Annotated in this window: 15 protein-coding genes; all 15 read left to right on the top strand. The window is 64.4% G+C overall.

Annotation, left to right across the window (positions count from 1 at the left end; translation table 11 throughout):
* The first annotated feature begins 17 nt into the window (after positions 1 to 17).
* The 15 genes from ACSAMP_RS01955 to fabF all read left to right on the top strand — a co-directional run bounded on the left by ACSAMP_RS01955 (position 18) and on the right by fabF (position 15,778).
* Complete coding sequence (locus tag ACSAMP_RS01955) at positions 18 to 2,039, top strand: urocanate hydratase (RefSeq protein ID WP_457799327.1); 2,022 nt, start codon at positions 18 to 20, stop codon at positions 2,037 to 2,039.
* A 115-nt stretch (positions 2,040 to 2,154) separates the two neighbouring features.
* Complete coding sequence (gene hutI, locus ACSAMP_RS01950; RefSeq protein WP_441796272.1) at positions 2,155 to 3,384, top strand: imidazolonepropionase; 1,230 nt, start codon at positions 2,155 to 2,157, stop codon at positions 3,382 to 3,384.
* 226 nt (positions 3,385 to 3,610) lie between these two features.
* Positions 3,611 to 4,429 carry a formate/nitrite transporter family protein gene (locus ACSAMP_RS01945; RefSeq protein WP_457799326.1) on the top strand — a complete coding sequence of 273 codons (819 nt, stop codon included), beginning with the start codon at positions 3,611 to 3,613 and terminating at the stop codon, positions 4,427 to 4,429.
* 136 nt (positions 4,430 to 4,565) lie between these two features.
* Complete coding sequence (locus ACSAMP_RS01940; protein WP_457799325.1) at positions 4,566 to 5,930, top strand: MATE family efflux transporter; 1,365 nt, start codon at positions 4,566 to 4,568, stop codon at positions 5,928 to 5,930.
* A complete protein-coding gene (locus ACSAMP_RS01935) occupies positions 5,927 to 6,748 on the top strand; it encodes a MerR family transcriptional regulator (RefSeq protein WP_457799324.1) in 822 nt (273 codons plus the stop codon). The genes ACSAMP_RS01940 and ACSAMP_RS01935 overlap by 4 nt, the downstream gene beginning before the upstream one ends.
* A 248-nt stretch (positions 6,749 to 6,996) precedes the next feature.
* Positions 6,997 to 7,227 carry an acyl carrier protein gene (gene acpP / locus ACSAMP_RS01930; RefSeq protein WP_147560853.1) on the top strand — a complete coding sequence of 77 codons (231 nt, stop codon included), beginning with the start codon at positions 6,997 to 6,999 and terminating at the stop codon, positions 7,225 to 7,227.
* Positions 7,228 to 7,286: 59 nt separating this feature from the next.
* Positions 7,287 to 7,736: an acetyl-CoA carboxylase biotin carboxyl carrier protein gene (gene accB / locus ACSAMP_RS01925; protein ID WP_457799323.1), complete on the top strand. Its 450-nt coding sequence runs from the start codon at positions 7,287 to 7,289 to the stop codon at positions 7,734 to 7,736.
* Positions 7,737 to 7,740: 4 nt separating this feature from the next.
* Positions 7,741 to 9,126 carry an acetyl-CoA carboxylase biotin carboxylase subunit gene (accC, locus tag ACSAMP_RS01920; RefSeq protein ID WP_457799322.1) on the top strand — a complete coding sequence of 462 codons (1,386 nt, stop codon included), beginning with the start codon at positions 7,741 to 7,743 and terminating at the stop codon, positions 9,124 to 9,126.
* Positions 9,127 to 9,192: 66 nt separating this feature from the next.
* Positions 9,193 to 10,047, top strand: coding sequence for an acetyl-CoA carboxylase, carboxyltransferase subunit beta (gene accD / locus ACSAMP_RS01915; RefSeq protein WP_457799321.1), 855 nt, complete (start codon positions 9,193 to 9,195; stop codon positions 10,045 to 10,047).
* Positions 10,044 to 10,868, top strand: coding sequence for an acetyl-CoA carboxylase carboxyltransferase subunit alpha (locus ACSAMP_RS01910; protein WP_457799320.1), 825 nt, complete (start codon positions 10,044 to 10,046; stop codon positions 10,866 to 10,868). The genes accD and ACSAMP_RS01910 overlap by 4 nt, the downstream gene beginning before the upstream one ends.
* Positions 10,865 to 11,803, top strand: a complete 939-nt coding sequence (locus tag ACSAMP_RS01905; RefSeq protein WP_457799319.1) for a beta-ketoacyl-ACP synthase III — start codon at positions 10,865 to 10,867, stop codon at positions 11,801 to 11,803. The genes ACSAMP_RS01910 and ACSAMP_RS01905 overlap by 4 nt, the downstream gene beginning before the upstream one ends.
* Positions 11,804 to 11,909: 106 nt before the next feature.
* Positions 11,910 to 12,842, top strand: coding sequence for a nitronate monooxygenase (locus tag ACSAMP_RS01900; protein ID WP_457799318.1), 933 nt, complete (start codon positions 11,910 to 11,912; stop codon positions 12,840 to 12,842).
* A gap of 2 nt (positions 12,843 to 12,844) precedes the next feature.
* Positions 12,845 to 13,780, top strand: coding sequence for an ACP S-malonyltransferase (gene fabD / locus ACSAMP_RS01895; protein WP_457799317.1), 936 nt, complete (start codon positions 12,845 to 12,847; stop codon positions 13,778 to 13,780).
* Positions 13,777 to 14,520 carry a 3-oxoacyl-[acyl-carrier-protein] reductase gene (gene fabG / locus ACSAMP_RS01890; protein ID WP_147560524.1) on the top strand — a complete coding sequence of 248 codons (744 nt, stop codon included), beginning with the start codon at positions 13,777 to 13,779 and terminating at the stop codon, positions 14,518 to 14,520. The genes fabD and fabG overlap by 4 nt, the downstream gene beginning before the upstream one ends.
* Before the next feature lie 16 nt (positions 14,521 to 14,536).
* A complete protein-coding gene (gene fabF, locus ACSAMP_RS01885; RefSeq protein WP_457799316.1) occupies positions 14,537 to 15,778 on the top strand; it encodes a beta-ketoacyl-ACP synthase II in 1,242 nt (413 codons plus the stop codon).
* The last annotated feature ends 2 nt before the right edge of the window (positions 15,779 to 15,780 follow it).

Genomic DNA, 15,780 nt, shown 5'->3' with positions numbered 1-15,780 from the left:
AGAAGGAACTTAAAGTTATGACAGCCAATGATGCCATGACCATTAAGCTGGACTACGACCTGCCTGAGTATCCTAAGATGGACCCTCAGTACCGTCGTGCTCCCCGCCGTGAGTCCCACCTGTCCGAGGCGGACAAGGCTCTGGCCATTAAGAACGCTCTGCGTTACATCCACCCCGACCATCACGAGCAGATGGCCAAGGAGTTTGCTCAGGAGCTGGAGGAGCACGGCCGTATCTATGGCTACCGCTTCCGTCCCGAGGGCAAGCTGTACGGCAAGCCCATCGACGAGTACAAGGGCGTCTGCATCGAGGGCCGCGCCATCCAGGTCATGATCGACAACAACCTGGACTTCGACGTCGCTCTGTATCCCTATGAGCTGGTCACCTACGGCGAGACCGGTCAGGTCTGCCAGAACTGGATGCAGTATCGCCTGATCAAGAAGTATCTGGAGGTCATGACCGACGAGCAGACTCTGGTCGTGATGTCCGGTCACCCCCTGGGCCTGTTCCACAGCCACAAGATGGCCCCCCGCTGCATCATCTCCAATGGCCTGATGGTCGGCACCTTCGACGATCAGAAGAACTTCAACCGCGCTGCCGCTCTGGGCGTTGCCAACTACGGCCAGATGACCGCCGGCGGCTGGATGTACATCGGGCCCCAGGGCATCGTCCACGGCACCTTCAACACCCTGCTGAACGCCGGCCGTCTGAAGCTGGGCATTCCTCAGGATGGCAACCTGGCTGGCCGTCTGTTCGTGTCCGCCGGTCTGGGCGGCATGTCTGGCGCTCAGGGCAAGGCCGCTGAGATCGCCGGTGCTGCCTCCATCATCGCCGAGGTCGATGACTCCCGTATCGAGACCCGTTACACCCAGGGCTGGGTCAGCCACCGCACCGACAGCCTGGACGAGGCCTGGAAGATCGCCAAGGAGCACATGGATTCCAAGCAGCCCTGCGCCGTCGCCTATCACGGCAACATCGTGGACCTGCTGGAGTATCTGTACAACAACAACATCCACGTTGATCTGCTGTCTGACCAGACTTCCTGCCACGTTCCTTACGACGGCGGCTACTGCCCCCAGGGCCTGACCTTCGAGGAGCGCACCGAGATGCTGGATAAGGACCCCGAGCAGTTCGCCAAGCTGGTCAACAAGACCCTGCAGCACCACTATGAGATGATCTGCAAGCTGCACGAGAAGGGCACCTACTTCTTCGATTACGGCAACAGCTTCCTGAAGGCCGTGTACGACACCGGCGTGAAGAGCATCTGCAAGAACGGCGAGAACGACCTGGACGGCTTTGTCTTCCCCTCCTACGTCGAGGACATCCTGGGTCCCTGCCTGTTCGACTATGGCTATGGTCCCTTCCGTTGGTGCTGCCTGAGCCGCAAGCCCGAGGATCTGCACAAGACCGACGTGGCTGCCGCCGAGTACATCAAGGCTCACAACCGCCGCTATCAGGACTACGACAACTATGTCTGGGTCCGCGACGCTGAGAAGAACAAGCTGGTCGTCGGTACCCAGTGCCGCATCCTGTATCAGGACGCCATGGGCCGTATGAACCTGGCTCTGAAGTTCAACGAGATGGTCCGCAACGGCGAGATCGGCCCCGTCATCCTGGGCCGTGACCACCACGACACCGGCGGAACCGACGCCCCCTTCCGTGAGACCTCCAACATCAAGGACGGCTCCAACATCATGGCTGAGATGGCCACTCAGTGCTACGCCGGCAACGCCGCCCGCGGCATGAGCTACATCGCCCTGCACAATGGTGGCGGCACCGGTATCGGCAACTCCATCAACGGCGGCTTCGGCATGGTGCTGGACGGCTCCGAGCGCGTGGACACCATCCTGAAGATGTCCATGCCTTGGGATACCATGATCGGTGTTTCCCGCCGCGCCTGGGCTCGCAACGAGAACGCTATGCCTGTCGTTGCCGAGTACAACAAGATGTATGAGGGCAAGGATCACATCACCCTGCCTTACATCAACGAGAAGGACGACGAGTACATCGCCGAGGCTATGAAGGCCCTGAACATGTAATTGTCGCCGCATACGGCAAAACTCCAAAAAGGGGCCCGTTTTCGGGCCCCTTTTTCTTATCAAAAATAGTCCAAAACTGCAAGACTGCGAGACTGATCGTAATTAGGAGGTTTTCATGATGGGAAACATTCTGGTAAAGAACATCGGTATGCTGGCCACCCCCCAGGGCAAGACCGCCAAGAAGGGCGCCGAGCAGGGCCAGATCCAGATCCTGAAGGACGCCTGGGTCCTGGTGAAGGACGGGGTCATCGACTCTGTGGGCACCGGCGCGGCCCCCGCCGCCCCCGGCGCTGAGGTCATTGACGCCCAGGGCAACCTGGTCACCCCCGGTCTGGTGGACGCCCACACCCACCTGATCTTCGGCGGCTGGCGGCAGAACGAGCTGGGCATGAAGCTCCACGGCAAGACCTATCTGGAGATCCAGAACGCCGGCGGCGGCATCCAGTCCACCACCAACGCCACCCGCCAGGCCACCGAGGAGGAGCTGACCGAGAAGGCTGCCAAGGCCCTGAAGGAGATGATGGGCTTTGGCGTGACCACCGTAGAGGCCAAGAGCGGCTACGGTCTGGCCACCGAGCACGAGCTGAAGGCCCTGCGGGTCATCAAGGACCTGAACGACACCATGCCCATGGACGTGGTGGCCACCTTTATGGGCGCCCACCTGGTCCCCGCCGAGTATAAGAACAACCGCGCCGAGTACATCCGTCTGGTGTGCGAGGAGATGATGCCCAAGGTGAAGGAGCAGGGCATCGCCAAGTTCTGCGACGTGTTCTGCGAGGCCGACACCTTCACCGTGGAGGAGTCCCGCCAGGTGCTGGAGGCCGGTCTGAAGTATGGCCTGCGGCCCAAGATCCACGCCGACGAGATCGAGGCCATCGGCGGCTCCGTCCTGGCCGGTGAGATCGGCGCCATCTCCGCCGAGCACCTGATCGTCTGCCCCCCCGAGGGCATCGCCAGCATGGCCAAGGGCGGCACCATCGCCTGCCTGCTGCCCGCCACCAGCTTCAACCTGGGCTCCACCTTCGCCCCCGCCCGGGACATGGTGAACGCCGGTGTGGCCGTGGCCATGGCCACCGACTTCAACCCCGGCTCCTGCCCCTGCCTGAACCTGCAGTTCGTCATCAACCTGGGCTGCCTGAAGTATAAGCTGACCCCCGAGGAGGTCCTCACCGCCGTCACCCTGAACGGCGCCGCCGCCATCGACATGGCCGACCAGGTGGGTTCTGTGGAGGCCGGGAAGAAGGGCGACCTGGTCATCTGGGACGCCCCCGACCTGGACTACATCTGCTACCGCGTGGGCAGCAACCTGGCCAAGACCGTCATCAAGGCCGGAAAAGTCATGTAATTTCTTCCCTTTACGGGAACGCAAAAATCGCGCAGCAGTTGGGCGGACGGCTTAAAAAACCGCCGCCCGACTGCTTTTTTTCCGTTGTTTTTATGGGAGAGGGCGGGAAAGAATTGACTTTCTGGCTCCATCCGATATAATACAAGCATTAGTCCGCCCCGGGCGGACCCGAGAAGACCCGAGGAAAAAGAGAAAAGAGGATAAATAGGAAAGGATGACCCACAATATGGAAAGTTTGACCCCCGCGGAGATCGCGGCCAAATACGCCGCCGCCGGTGAAGGAAAGGCCAAGCGGTCTACCGCGCTTTTGGTGATTCTGGGCATGCTGGCCGGGGCCCTCATCGCCCTGGGCAGCGCCGCCACCAACACCGCCGTCTATGGCATCGACGCTGTCTGGACCGCCCGTACCATCTGCGGCCTGCTCTTCCCCTTTGGCCTGGGCATGGTGGTCATCATGGGCGCAGAGCTGTTCACGGGCAACTGTCTCATCACCATCTCTGTGCTGGACCGCCGCTGCACCCTGGGCCAGATGCTGCGCAGCTGGGTCATCGTCTATCTGGCCAATCTGGTCGGCTCCCTGCTGGTGGCCGCCGGCTGCGCCTGGTTCGGCCAGATGAATTACTCCGGCGGGGCCCTGGCGGTTTACACCATGAAGGTGGCCCTGGGCAAGTGCAACCTGCCCTTCCAGAACGCGGTGGTGCTGGGCATCCTGTGTAATTTCCTGGTGTGCCTGGGCGTGCTGATGGCCATGTCCGCCAAGGACAGCGCCGGGCGCATCATCTCGGCCTTCCTGCCGGTGTGCTACTTTGTGCTGTGCGGCTTTGAGCACTGCGTGGCCAACATGTACTACATCCCCGCGGGCCTGATGGCCAAGGCCGTCCCCGCCTATGCCCAGCTGGCGGCGGAGAGCGGGCTGGACCTGTCCGCTCTGACGGTGTCTAACTTCGTGGTGAAGAACCTGATCCCCGTGACCATCGGCAACATCCTGGGTGGCGTAATCCTGTCCCTGCTGATGTGGTTCTGCTATCTGAGAAAGAAAAAGTAAGCATGCGTAAACGCGCCCGGGCCGAATCCCTTCGGCCCGGGCTTAAAATTTTACCTTGACTCTATAATAATGATAGAGTTTATAATGCGGTTGCTGTAAAAAACTTCGCGTTCGCGACTAGGAGTGCTGCAAGACCATGAGAAGAGACCTGACCCAGGGGAGCGTGCTGAAAAACGTGGTGCTGTTTTCCCTGCCCTATCTGCTGTCCTATTTTCTACAGACCCTTTACGGCATGGCCGACCTGTTCATCATCGGCCAGTTTCGTGGGGTGGAGAGCACTACGGCGGTGTCCGTTGGCTCCCAGGTGATGCACATGCTCACCGTCATGCTGGTGGGCCTGGCCATGGGGGCCACGGTGAGCATCGGCCAGGCGGTGGGCGGCGGCGACCACAGGCGGGCCTCCCGGTGCATCGGCAACACGGTCACCCTGTTCATGGGTCTGTCCGTGGTCCTCACCGGGGTGCTGCTGTGCCTCACCCGGCCCATCGTGGCCGTCATGTCCACCCCGGCAGAGGCGGTGGAGGGCACGGTGGCCTATCTCACCATCTGCTTTTTGGGCATCCCCTTCATCACGGCCTATAACATCATCAGTTCTATTTTCCGTGGGCTGGGGGACAGCAAAAGTCCCATGTATTTCATCGCCGTGGCCTGCGCGGCCAACATCGCTCTGGACTATCTGTTCATGGGGGCCCTGGACTTAGGCCCCGCCGGGGCGGCCCTGGGCACCACCCTGGCCCAGACGGTGAGCGTGGCGGTGTCCCTCTTCGTCATCCTCCGCCGGGACATGGGCGTCCGCATCCAGAAAGGTGACCTGCGGCCCGACGGGGCGGTGATGAAAAAGATCCTGAAGATCGGCATTCCCGTGACTTTGCAGGACGGCTTTATCCAGATCTCGTTCATCATCATCACCATCATCGCCAACCGCCGGGGCCTGACCGACGCGGCGGCGGTGGGCATTGTGGAGAAGATCATCGGATTTTTGTTCCTGGTCCCCTCCTCCATGCTGTCCACCGTGTCCGCCCTGGGGGCCCAGAACATCGGCGCGGGCAAGCCCAAGCGGGCCATCGCCACCCTGGGCTATGCCATCGCCATTGCCACCGCCCTGGGCGTGGCCATTGTGGCGGCGGTGCAGCTGACGGCAGAGCCTTTGGTGGCCCTGTTCACTGACAGCGCCCGGGCCGACGGGGCCCTGGTGGTCCAGCGGGGCGGGCAGTACATCCGGGGCTATGTGCTGGACTGTATGCTGGCCGGGGTGCAGTTCAGCTTCAGCGGTTATTTCTGCGCCCGGGGGAAGTCGGGCCTGTCCTTCCTGCACAACTGCCTGTCCATCATTCTGGTGCGGGTGCCCGGGGCCTATCTGGCCTCCACCCTGTTTCCCAACACCCTGTTCCCCATGGGTCTGGCCAGCGCGGGGGGATCTCTGCTGTCTGATATCGTGTGTCTGATTTGCTTTTTCTGGCTCATGGGCCGAGACAAAAAGCAAAGCGGGGTGCTGGTGTGAGCGGGGGAGAACTGTTTCGCATCGGGGAGGTGGCCCGGCTGTTCCATCTCAGCGTGAGCACCCTGCGCCACTATGAGCGCTTAGGGCTGGTGACCCCGGAGCGGGTGGACCCGGACACGGGCTATCGCTATTACAGCGCCCGGCAGTTCGAGGCGCTGAACACTGTGCGTTATCTCCGGGCCCTGGATATGCCCCTGGAGGAGATATCCGACTTTGTCCACAACCGGGACCTGGACAATATCCAGGCCAAGCTGCGCCAGCAGCGGGAGACCGTGGCCAGAAAGCGGGCGGAGCTGGAGCGGGTGCAGCGGAAGATCGACGCCCGCCTGGAGCAGCTGGAGGAGGCCTGCCACTGCGATCTGGACTACATCCGCCTGGTGGAGGCTACCCCCTGCCGCATCGTGTGGGTGGGCGGGGCGCTGACCATCCGGGACTATCACGACATGGAGCTGCCCGTGAGCCGCCTGTTCCGGGACGAGGAGGAGGCGGTGGTCTTTCTGGGCAAGGTGGGCCTTGGCCTGTCCGTCCAGGCCCTGGAGCGGGGGGAGTTTGACCGGTATGACGGCATCTTTCTGGTGCTGGACCGGGCGGACCGCTTTGCCGGGGAGACAGTGGACCTGCCCGGGGGCCGATGCGCCCAGGTGCGCTTTCGGGGCAGCCATGGGGAGGCCCCGGCCCAATACCGCCGCCTGATGGACTTTCTGACCGGGGAGCGCCTGCGCCCGGCGGGCTTTGCCCGGGAGATCACCCTGATTGACTATGGCGTCACCGACGACCCCAGCCAGTTCGTGACGGAGATCACAGTTCCCATAGAGTGATGAGTTAGGAGTTAGAGCTTAACTCATCACTCCTAACTCCTATCTCATCACTCGATGCGGCGGTGCTATTTTGACAGAGCGCCCCCATACAGGGGGTGCGGCTTCGTGAAAACAGACAAAGTAATAGACACGACCAAGAAATCCGCTTGACAAGAGCGGATTTTTTCTTATAATAAGGCTCAAGCATTTTACCTAAAAAAATTTAACTAAAAATTTATAACCGTTTGAGAGGAAGTAACACTATGGAGATCAATTTCGAGAACGTCCGCGACATCATCGTCAACACTCTGAGCTGCGAGGCCGACCAGATCACCCCCGAGACCAACCTGTATGAGGACCTGGAGGCCGACTCCCTGGAGGCCGTGGAGCTGTCCATGGCTCTGGAGGAGGCCTTTGGCGTGGGCATCGCCGACGAGGACATGACCCAGGTGAAGACCGTGGCCGACATCGTGAACTATCTGTCCGGCAAGAAGCAGTAATTTTTAAGCAGTAATTTTTTTCGTTGGAGCGTCAAGCTCCGGTTGTAAGGAGACTACCTATGGAATTAGAGGAGCTGTACGCGCTGATGGAGCGCTTTGCCCGCTCCGGGCTCACCGACCTGGAGTGGGAGCGGGAGGGGGAGAAGATCGCCCTGCGCCGCTCCGCCGCCCCCGTGGTGGTGAGCGCCCCCTCCGCCGCCCCTGCCGTTCAGGCGGCCCCGGCCCAGGCGGAAGCCGCCGCCCCTGTCCCTGCCGCTGGGCAGGACCAGGGGGAGACGGTGAACGCCCCCCTGGTGGGCACCTTCTACGCCGCCCCCGCCCCGGGAGAGGAGGCCTTTGCCGCCCCCGGCAAGCAGGTGAAGAAGGGGGAGACCCTGTGTCTCATCGAGGCCATGAAGATGATGAGCGAGATCCCCGCCCCCGCCGACTGCGTGGTGGAGGAGGTCCTGGCCCGGGACGGCGAGGCCGTGGGCTTTGGGGAGCCGCTGCTGCGCATTCGGAGGGTTTAAAGCTATGCTCAAGCGCGTGTTGATCGCCAACCGGGGAGAGATCGCCCTGCGGGTGATCCGGGCCTGCCGGGAGCTGGACATCGAGACGGTGGGCGTCTATTCCACCGCCGACGAGAGCGCCCTCCACGCCCAGATCGCCACCCGGTCGCTGTGCGTGGGTCCCGCCCGGGCGGCGGACAGCTATCTGAACCAGGACGCCATCCTGTCGGCGGCCCTGGCCACCGGCTGCGACGCCATCCACCCCGGCTATGGCTTTCTGTCTGAGAACCCGGACTTTGCCGACCGGTGCGTAGAGGCGGGGCTGAAGTACATCGGCCCCAGCGGCGACGTGATCCGAAAAATGGGCAGCAAGGCCGCCGCCCGCACCCTGGCCCAGCAGGCGGGGGTGCCGGTGGTCCCCGGCTCCGACGGCCCCCTGCGGGACGTGGAGCAGGCCAAGGAGCTGGCCGAACAGGTGGGCTATCCCGTGCTGCTGAAGGCGTCTGCCGGCGGCGGCGGACGGGGAATGCGCCAGGTGGACGGCCCCGAGGGGCTGGAGAGCGCCTATCACGCCGCCCAGGCCGAGGCCATCGCCTGCTTTGGCGACGGGGAGATGTATCTGGAGAAGCTGGTCCTCTCCCCCCGGCACATTGAATTTCAGATCATGGCGGACAGCCAGGGCCACGTGGTCCACCTGGGGGAGCGGGACTGCTCCATCCAGCGCCGCCGCCAGAAGCTGATCGAGGAGTCCCCCTCCCGGGCCCTGACCCCCCAGCTGCGGGAGGAGATGGGCCGGGCCGCCGTGGCCGCCGCCAAAGCCGCGGGCTATGTGGGGGCGGGGACGGTGGAGTTCGTCCTGTCCCCCCAGGGGCAGTTCTATTTCATCGAGATGAACACCCGCATCCAGGTGGAGCACCCTGTCACCGAGCTGGTTACCGGGGTGGACCTGGTGAAGGAGCAGCTGCGGGTGGCCGCGGGGCTGCCCCTGTCCTTCACCCAGGAGGACATCCATGTCAGCGGCCACGCCATCGAGTGCCGCATCAACGCCGAGGACCCGGAGCACGACTTCCGGCCCTGCCCGGGCAAGACGGAGTTTCTCCATCTTCCCGGCGGCCCCGGGGTACGGGTGGACACCGCCCTGTATCCGGGCTATGAAGTCTCACCCTTCTACGACTCCCTGGTGGCCAAGGTGCTGGTCCACGCCCCCACCCGGCTGGAGGCCATCCGCCGGATGCGCCGCAGTCTGGAGGAGCTGGTCATCGAGGGCTATCCCACCAACTCCGCCCTGGCCCACCTGATCATGCACGACGGGGAGTTTGTCCGGGGCCAGTATGACACCAGCTTTTTGGACCGGAACCTGCCCCGGCTGCTGGAGCTGGCCCGCACCTGTGATACGCTGACCGCCGAATAACGGCCTGGAACAAAGAGCCGAAGCACATTCGGCTCTTTTTCTGGATACGGCGGGAAAGGAGAAGCTGTGAATTATTTCTTTCGCCAGCGCCGGGACCGGCTGCTGACCTATCAGGCCATGCGGGAGGGCAAGATCCCCTCCGCCCGCAAGATCCCCTGCCCCCGGTGCGGAGAGGACAGCTCCGCCCTGGACTGGAGCCGCAACCGCCAGGTGTGCCCCCGGTGCGGCTTTCACAAGCCCATTGGGGCCTATTACCGCCTGTCCATCATCCTGGACCCGGGCACCTTTCAGGAGCTGGAGGAGAAGCTGGAGCCAGCCGACCCCCTGAACTTCCCCGGCTATCCGGCCAAGCTGGCCGTCCGGGAGGAGGAGACCGGCCTGCGGGACGCGGCGGTGGCCGCCGTGGGTAAGATCATGGGACACAAGGCCGTGTGCGTGGTGCTGGACAGCCGCTTCTTCATGGGCAGCATGGGCACCGCCGTGGGGGAGAAGGTCACCCGGGCGGCGGAGTATGCCACCCGGCGGCGCCTGCCCCTCATCATCTTCGCCGCCAGCGGCGGGGCCCGGATGCAGGAGGGCATTTTCTCCCTGATGCAGATGGCCAAGACCGCCGCCGCCATCCAGCGGCATCAAGATAAGGGCGGGCTGTATATCTCCTGCCTGACCCACCCCACCACCGGCGGGGTGACGGCCAGCTTTGCCTCCTTGGGGGACATCATGCTGGCCGAGCCGGGGGCCCTCATCGGCTTTGCCGGTCCCCGGGTCATTGAACAGACCATCGGGGAGAAGCTGCCCGAGGGTTTCCAGCGGGCGGAGTATCTGCTGGACCACGGCTTTTTGGACCGCATCGTCCCCCGGGACCAGTGGCGGGCCGTTCTGGGCCAGCTGCTGGCCCTGCACGAGGGAGGTGGACGGGCATGAGCCACTATACGCCGGAAGAAAAAGTGAAGATCGCCCGTGACCCGGGCCGCCCGGGGACGGCGGACTTTATCTCCGCCCTGTTCACCGACTTTTTTGAGCAGCGGGGAGACCGCCAGTGCCGGGAGGACGGCAGCATTCTGGGCGGCATCGCCCGCTTTCATGGCCGCCCGGTAACGGTGATCGGCCACCGGAAGGGCAAGAACCTGGAGGAGAACTTAAAGTGCAACTTCGGGATGCCCGGGCCGGAGGGCTATCGCAAGGCCCAGCGGCTGATGCGCCAGGCGGAGAAATTTGGCCGCCCCATCATCACCTTTGTGGACACCCCGGGGGCCTACCCCGGCAAAGAGGCCGAGGAGCGGGGCCAGGGCGAGGCCATCGCCCAGTGCCTGGCCCTGATGAGCTCCCTCACCGTGCCCGTCATCTCCGTCATCACCGGGGAGGGTGGCAGCGGCGGAGCCTTGGCCCTGGCCGTGGCCAACCGGGTGCTCATGCTGGAGCACGCGGTGTACTCCGTCCTGTCCCCGGAGGGCTTTGCCTCCATCCTGTGGAAGGACGCCTCCCGCAGCGGGGAGGCCTGCGCCGTGATGAAGCTCACCGCCCAGGATCTGCGCCGGGGGGGCATCGTCCAGGGGGTGCTGAAGGAGCCGGAGGGGGGCGCCCACACCGACTGGGAGGCCACCTTCCACACCATGGACGCCGCCCTGCGCAAGGAGCTGGCCGCCCTGGACAAGCTGAAGGGCCCCGCGCTGGCCCGCCAGCGATATGAAATGTTTCGCGCCATGGGGCAGGGACTGCCTCCGGCAAGAGAGGAGGAGCCATGAGCGCACCGAAATTTTTAGCCACCGGACGCTGCCTGCCCGCCAAAGTCGTCACCAACGACGATCTGAGCCGCACGGTGGACACCAACGACGAGTGGGTGTTCAGCCGCACGGGCATCCACGCCCGGCACTTCTGCCAGGAAGAGAGCGGCATGGACCTGGCGGAGGGGGCGGCCCGGCAGGCCCTGGAGCGCTCGGGCTTAAAGCCGGAGGACATCGGCGTGTGCCTTGTCGCCACTTTTACCCCCGACTTTGCCAGCCCCTCTATGGCCTGTATGCTCCAGCAGCGGCTGGGGCTGAAAGAAGACACCATCTGCTTTGACTTAAACGCCGCCTGCGCCGGTTTTTTGTATGGGACCAAGACGGCTCACGCCCTGCTGGCCGACGCCCCCCGGCCCTATGCCATTGTGGTGGGGGCGGAGGTCATCAGCCGGGTGCTGGACCACACAGACCGGAACACCTGCGTCCTCTTCGGCGACGGAGCCGGGGCGGCGGTGATCGCCCGGGAGGACAGCGCCCGGTGGCACACCGTGTTCGGCTCCCGGGGGGACAGCAAGAGCATCTGGGTCCAGGGCCCCGGGCCGGAGAAGTCCGCCGTCCACATGGAGGGCAAGACGGTGTTCCGCTTTGCCACTGAAGTGGTGGAGGGGTCCATCCGCCAGCTGGTATCGGCGGAGGGGTGCCAGGTCAACGACCTGGACCTGGTGGTCTGCCACCAGGCCAACGCCCGGATCATCGACTTTGTGGCCAAGCGGCTGAAGGCCCGGGAGGGCCTGTTCTATAAAAACATGGAGCACTATGGCAACACCTCCGCGGCCAGCATCCCCATGGCCCTGGACGAGCTGGTGGAGAAGGGGCTGTTAAAGCCCGGCATGCGGGTGCTCACCGTGGGCTTTGGCGGCGGCCTGACCTGGGCCGGAGCGCTGTTTACCTGGTAATATGGCCCCCTTGTGAAAGGGGGCTGTCAGCGAAGCTGACTGAGGGATTCCACATTTGCAACAGGCGCACTTGCAAAGAGGGCGCGGAAGGCGAGGAGAAGCGAATATGAAATTGAATGAACTGCTGGGGACCGAGTTTCCCCTGATCCAGGGCGGCATGGCCAACATCGCCACCGGCGAATTCGCCGCCGCCGTGTCCAACGCCGGGGCCCTGGGCCTGATCGGCGCGGGGGGCATGAATGCCGACACCCTGCGGGAGCACATCCGCCGGTGCAAGGCCCTGACCAATAAACCCTTCGGCGTGAACATCATGCTGATGAACCCCGCCGCCGCCGAAATGGCCAAGGTGGTGGTGGAGGAGGGCGTCCAGGTGGTCACCACCGGAGCGGGGGTGCCCAGCCAGTATATCCCCGCCTGGAAGGAGGCGGGCATCAAGGTCTTCCCCGTGGTCCCCGCCACCACCCTGGTCCGCCGCCTGGCCCCTCTCGGCGTGGACGGCTTCATCGCTGAGGGCACCGAGAGCGGCGGCCACGTGGGCGAACTGACCACCATGGCCCTGGTGCCCCAGGTGCGGGACATGACCGACCTGCCCGTCATCGCCGCCGGAGGCATCGCCAGCGGACGGCAGCTGGCCGCCGCCTTTGCCCTGGGGGCCTGCGGCGCGCAGATCGGCACCTGTCTGCTGGTGAGCCAGGAGTGCCCCATCCACGAAAATTATAAGCAGGCCCTGCTGAAGGCCAAGGACAGCGACACCACTGTCACTGGCCGCAGCGTGGGCGCGCCGGTGCGCATCCTGAAAAACCAGATGGCCCGGGAGTACCTGGCCCGGGAGCGGGCCGGGGCGGACAAGATGGAGCTGGAGAAATATACCCTGGGCTCCCTCCGCCGGGCGGTGTTCGACGGGGACACCAAGACGGGCTCTCTCATGGCCGGTCAGGTGGCCGGGATGCTCCACGAGATCCGCCCCCTGCGTGCTATTTTTGAAGAGATGTACGCTGAGTATCAGGCCACCGTGGCCCGGCTGGCCCAGGAGGTTTGAACATGAAATTAGCCTTTGTATACGCCGGTCAGGGAAGCCAGAAAGTCGGCATGGGCCGGGACTTCTATGACCAGTACCCCGAATACCGGGCGGTGCTGGACAACGCCGGGCTGGACTTTGACCTGAAGACCCTCACCTTTGAAGGGCCTATCGAGACGCTGTCTCAGACCCGCTACACCCAGCCCTGCATGGCGGCCTTTGCCGTGGGGGTCACCGACCTGCTGTATGCCAGGGGCATTAAGCCCTGCGCGGCGGCGGGCCTGTCCCTGGGGGAGTACTCCGCCCTGTATGCCGCCGGGGTGCTGGACCGGGAGACCGTGCTGAAGACTCTGGCCTTCCGGGGCCGTGCCATGGAGCAGGCCGCTGAAGGCCTGGCATGCGGCATGACCGCCGTCCTCTCCCTGGAGCGGGACAAGCTGCAAGCGGCCTGCGACCAGGCAAGTGAGCTGGGCGTGGTGCAGATCTGCAATTATAACTGCCCCGGCCAGTTGGTCATCAGCGGCGAGAAGGCCGCTGTGGACCGGGCCGGAGAACTCGCCAAGGAACTGGGTGCCAAGCGCTGTATGCCCCTGCGGGTCAGCGGCCCCTTCCACACCCGGCTGATGAAGCCCGCGGGCGACGCCCTGGCCGACTATTTCAAGACCATTACATTCCACCCCATGGCCCTGCCCGTCTATTTCAACTGCAAGGGCGGCCCCATGGAGGCGGGAGATTCCATCCCCGCCCTGCTGGAGAAGCAGGTGCAGTCCTCCGTCTATTGGGAGGACACCGTCCGGCGCATGGAGGCCGACGGCATCGACGCCATTCTGGAGATCGGCCCGGGCAAGACCCTCACCTCCTTTGTGAAAAAGACCGCCCCCGGCATCCAGACCTATCACATCGACACCGCCGCCGACTTTGAGACCGTGGCGGAGCAGCTGAAAGGAGCAGCCCAATGACCATGAACGAATCTGTGGCCCTTGTCACCGGCGGCAGCCGGGGCATTGGCCGGGCCATCTGCCTGGAGCTGGCCCGCCAGGGCGCGGCGGTGGCCGTGAACTACGCCGGAAACGAACAGGCCGCCCAGGAGACGGTGGAGGCCTGCCGGGCCCTGGGCGTTCAGGCGGAGGCCTTTCAGGCCGACGTGTCTGACCCCGCCGCCTGCGAGAGTCTCATCGCCCAGGTGAAGGAGCGCTTTGGCCGCCTGGACATCCTGGTGAACAACGCGGGCGTCACCCGGGACGGCCTGCTGATGACCGCAAAGCCGGAGGACTTTGACAAGGTGCTGGACACCAACCTGAAGGGGGCCTATTTCTGCATGAAGGCCGCCGCCAAAGTGATGATGCGCCAGCGCTATGGCCGCATCGTCAACCTGAGCAGCGTGGTGGGCCTGCGGGGCAACCCGGGCCAGACGGGCTATGCCGCCAGCAAGGCGGGCGTGCTGGGCCTGACCAAGGCCGCCGCCAAAGAGCTGGCCAGCCGGAACATCACGGTGAACGCCGTGGCCCCCGGCTTTATCGAGACGGACATGACCGCCGTGCTGCCCGAAAAGGCCAAGACGGCCATGCTAGCCACCATCCCCATGGCCGCCCCCGGCCAGCCGGAGGACGTGGCCCGGGCCGCGGCCTTCTTCGCCCGGCCAGAGAGCGCCTATATCACCGGACAGGTGCTGTGCGTAGACGGCGGAATGGCCGTGTGAGTTTTAGGAGGTTACTATGGAAAAACGTAGGGTCGTGATCACCGGCATGGGCACGGTGAACCCCATTGGAAACAGCGTGGCGGAGAGCTGGCAGGCGGCCAAAGACGGCAAGTGCGGCATCGGCCCCATCACCCGGTATGACTGCTCTGACATGCGGGTAAAGCTGGCCGGAGAGGTGAAGGACCTGGACATCGACGGCGTTTTGGGCAAGCGGGAGGCCAAGAAGATGGACCGCTTTACCCAGTTTGCCCTCATCGCCGCCCAGCAGGCCATGGATGACAGCGGCCTGGACCGGGAGCGGGAGGACCTGTCCCGCTGCGGCGTCATCTGCTCCAGCGGCATCGGCGGCTTTGAGACGGTGGGCGGTGCCTTCCTGCGGGGGGAGAGCCGGGGCTATGACTCCGTGTCCCCCTTTATGATCCCCATGATCATCTCAAACATGGCCGCCGGTCAGATCGCCATCCGCTTCGGCTTTCAGGGCATGTGTACCTGTGTGGTCACCGCCTGCGCCGGGGGCACCAACGCCGTGGGCGATGCCTTCCGCCACATCCGGGACGGCTATGGCGATGTGATGCTGTGCGGCGGCGCCGAGGCGGCCATCACCCCCCTGGCCATGGGCGGCTTCACCGCCATGAAGGCCCTGTGCGAGAGCACGGACCCCGCCCGCGCCTCCATCCCCTTTGACGCGGAGCGCAGCGGCTTTGTCATGGGCGAGGGCGCCGGGATGCTGGTGCTGGAGGAATATGAGCACGCAAAGGCCCGTGGAGCCAAGATCTATGCCGAGGTGGCGGGCTACGGCGCCAACTGCGATGCCCACCACATCACCGCCCCCGCCCCCGGGGGAGCCGGCGGTGCGGCCTGTATGGCCCAGGCCCTGGCCGATGCCAGAATGAAGCCGGAGGAGGTGGGCTATATCAATGCCCACGGCACCTCCACCCACATGAACGATGCCTGCGAGACGGCGGCCATCCATACGACGTTTGGCGACCACGCCGCCCGTCTGGCCGTCAGCTCTACCAAGTCCATGACCGGCCACCTGCTGGGGGCTGCCGGGGCGGTGGAGGCCATCTTTACCGCCATGGCCCTGGTGGAGGGCTATCTGCCCGCCACCATCGGCTATCAGGTCCCCGACCCCGCCTGCGATCTGGACATCGTCCCCAATCAGGGGCGGAAGGCGGACATCAAGGCTGCCCTGTCCAACTCCCTGGGTTTTGGCGGACACAACGCCTGCATCGTGCTGAAAAAGTGGGAGGGCTGAAC

Source organism: Flintibacter sp. SJQ-8 (assembly GCF_054108085.1).
The sequence above is the reverse complement of the archived record's forward strand: the minus strand, read 5'-3'. Positions and strand labels throughout refer to the sequence as shown.

Coding starts and splice junctions, on each gene's coding strand:
- ACSAMP_RS01955 (WP_457799327.1), top strand. CDS start 18: ATGACAGCCAATGATGCCATGACCATTAAGCTGGACTACGACCTGCCT.
- hutI (WP_441796272.1), top strand. CDS start 2,155: ATGATGGGAAACATTCTGGTAAAGAACATCGGTATGCTGGCCACCCCC.
- ACSAMP_RS01945 (WP_457799326.1), top strand. CDS start 3,611: ATGGAAAGTTTGACCCCCGCGGAGATCGCGGCCAAATACGCCGCCGCC.
- ACSAMP_RS01940 (WP_457799325.1), top strand. CDS start 4,566: ATGAGAAGAGACCTGACCCAGGGGAGCGTGCTGAAAAACGTGGTGCTG.
- accB (WP_457799323.1), top strand. CDS start 7,287: ATGGAATTAGAGGAGCTGTACGCGCTGATGGAGCGCTTTGCCCGCTCC.
- accC (WP_457799322.1), top strand. CDS start 7,741: ATGCTCAAGCGCGTGTTGATCGCCAACCGGGGAGAGATCGCCCTGCGG.
- ACSAMP_RS01910 (WP_457799320.1), top strand. CDS start 10,044: ATGAGCCACTATACGCCGGAAGAAAAAGTGAAGATCGCCCGTGACCCG.
- ACSAMP_RS01905 (WP_457799319.1), top strand. CDS start 10,865: ATGAGCGCACCGAAATTTTTAGCCACCGGACGCTGCCTGCCCGCCAAA.
- ACSAMP_RS01900 (WP_457799318.1), top strand. CDS start 11,910: ATGAAATTGAATGAACTGCTGGGGACCGAGTTTCCCCTGATCCAGGGC.
- fabD (WP_457799317.1), top strand. CDS start 12,845: ATGAAATTAGCCTTTGTATACGCCGGTCAGGGAAGCCAGAAAGTCGGC.
- fabG (WP_147560524.1), top strand. CDS start 13,777: ATGACCATGAACGAATCTGTGGCCCTTGTCACCGGCGGCAGCCGGGGC.
- fabF (WP_457799316.1), top strand. CDS start 14,537: ATGGAAAAACGTAGGGTCGTGATCACCGGCATGGGCACGGTGAACCCC.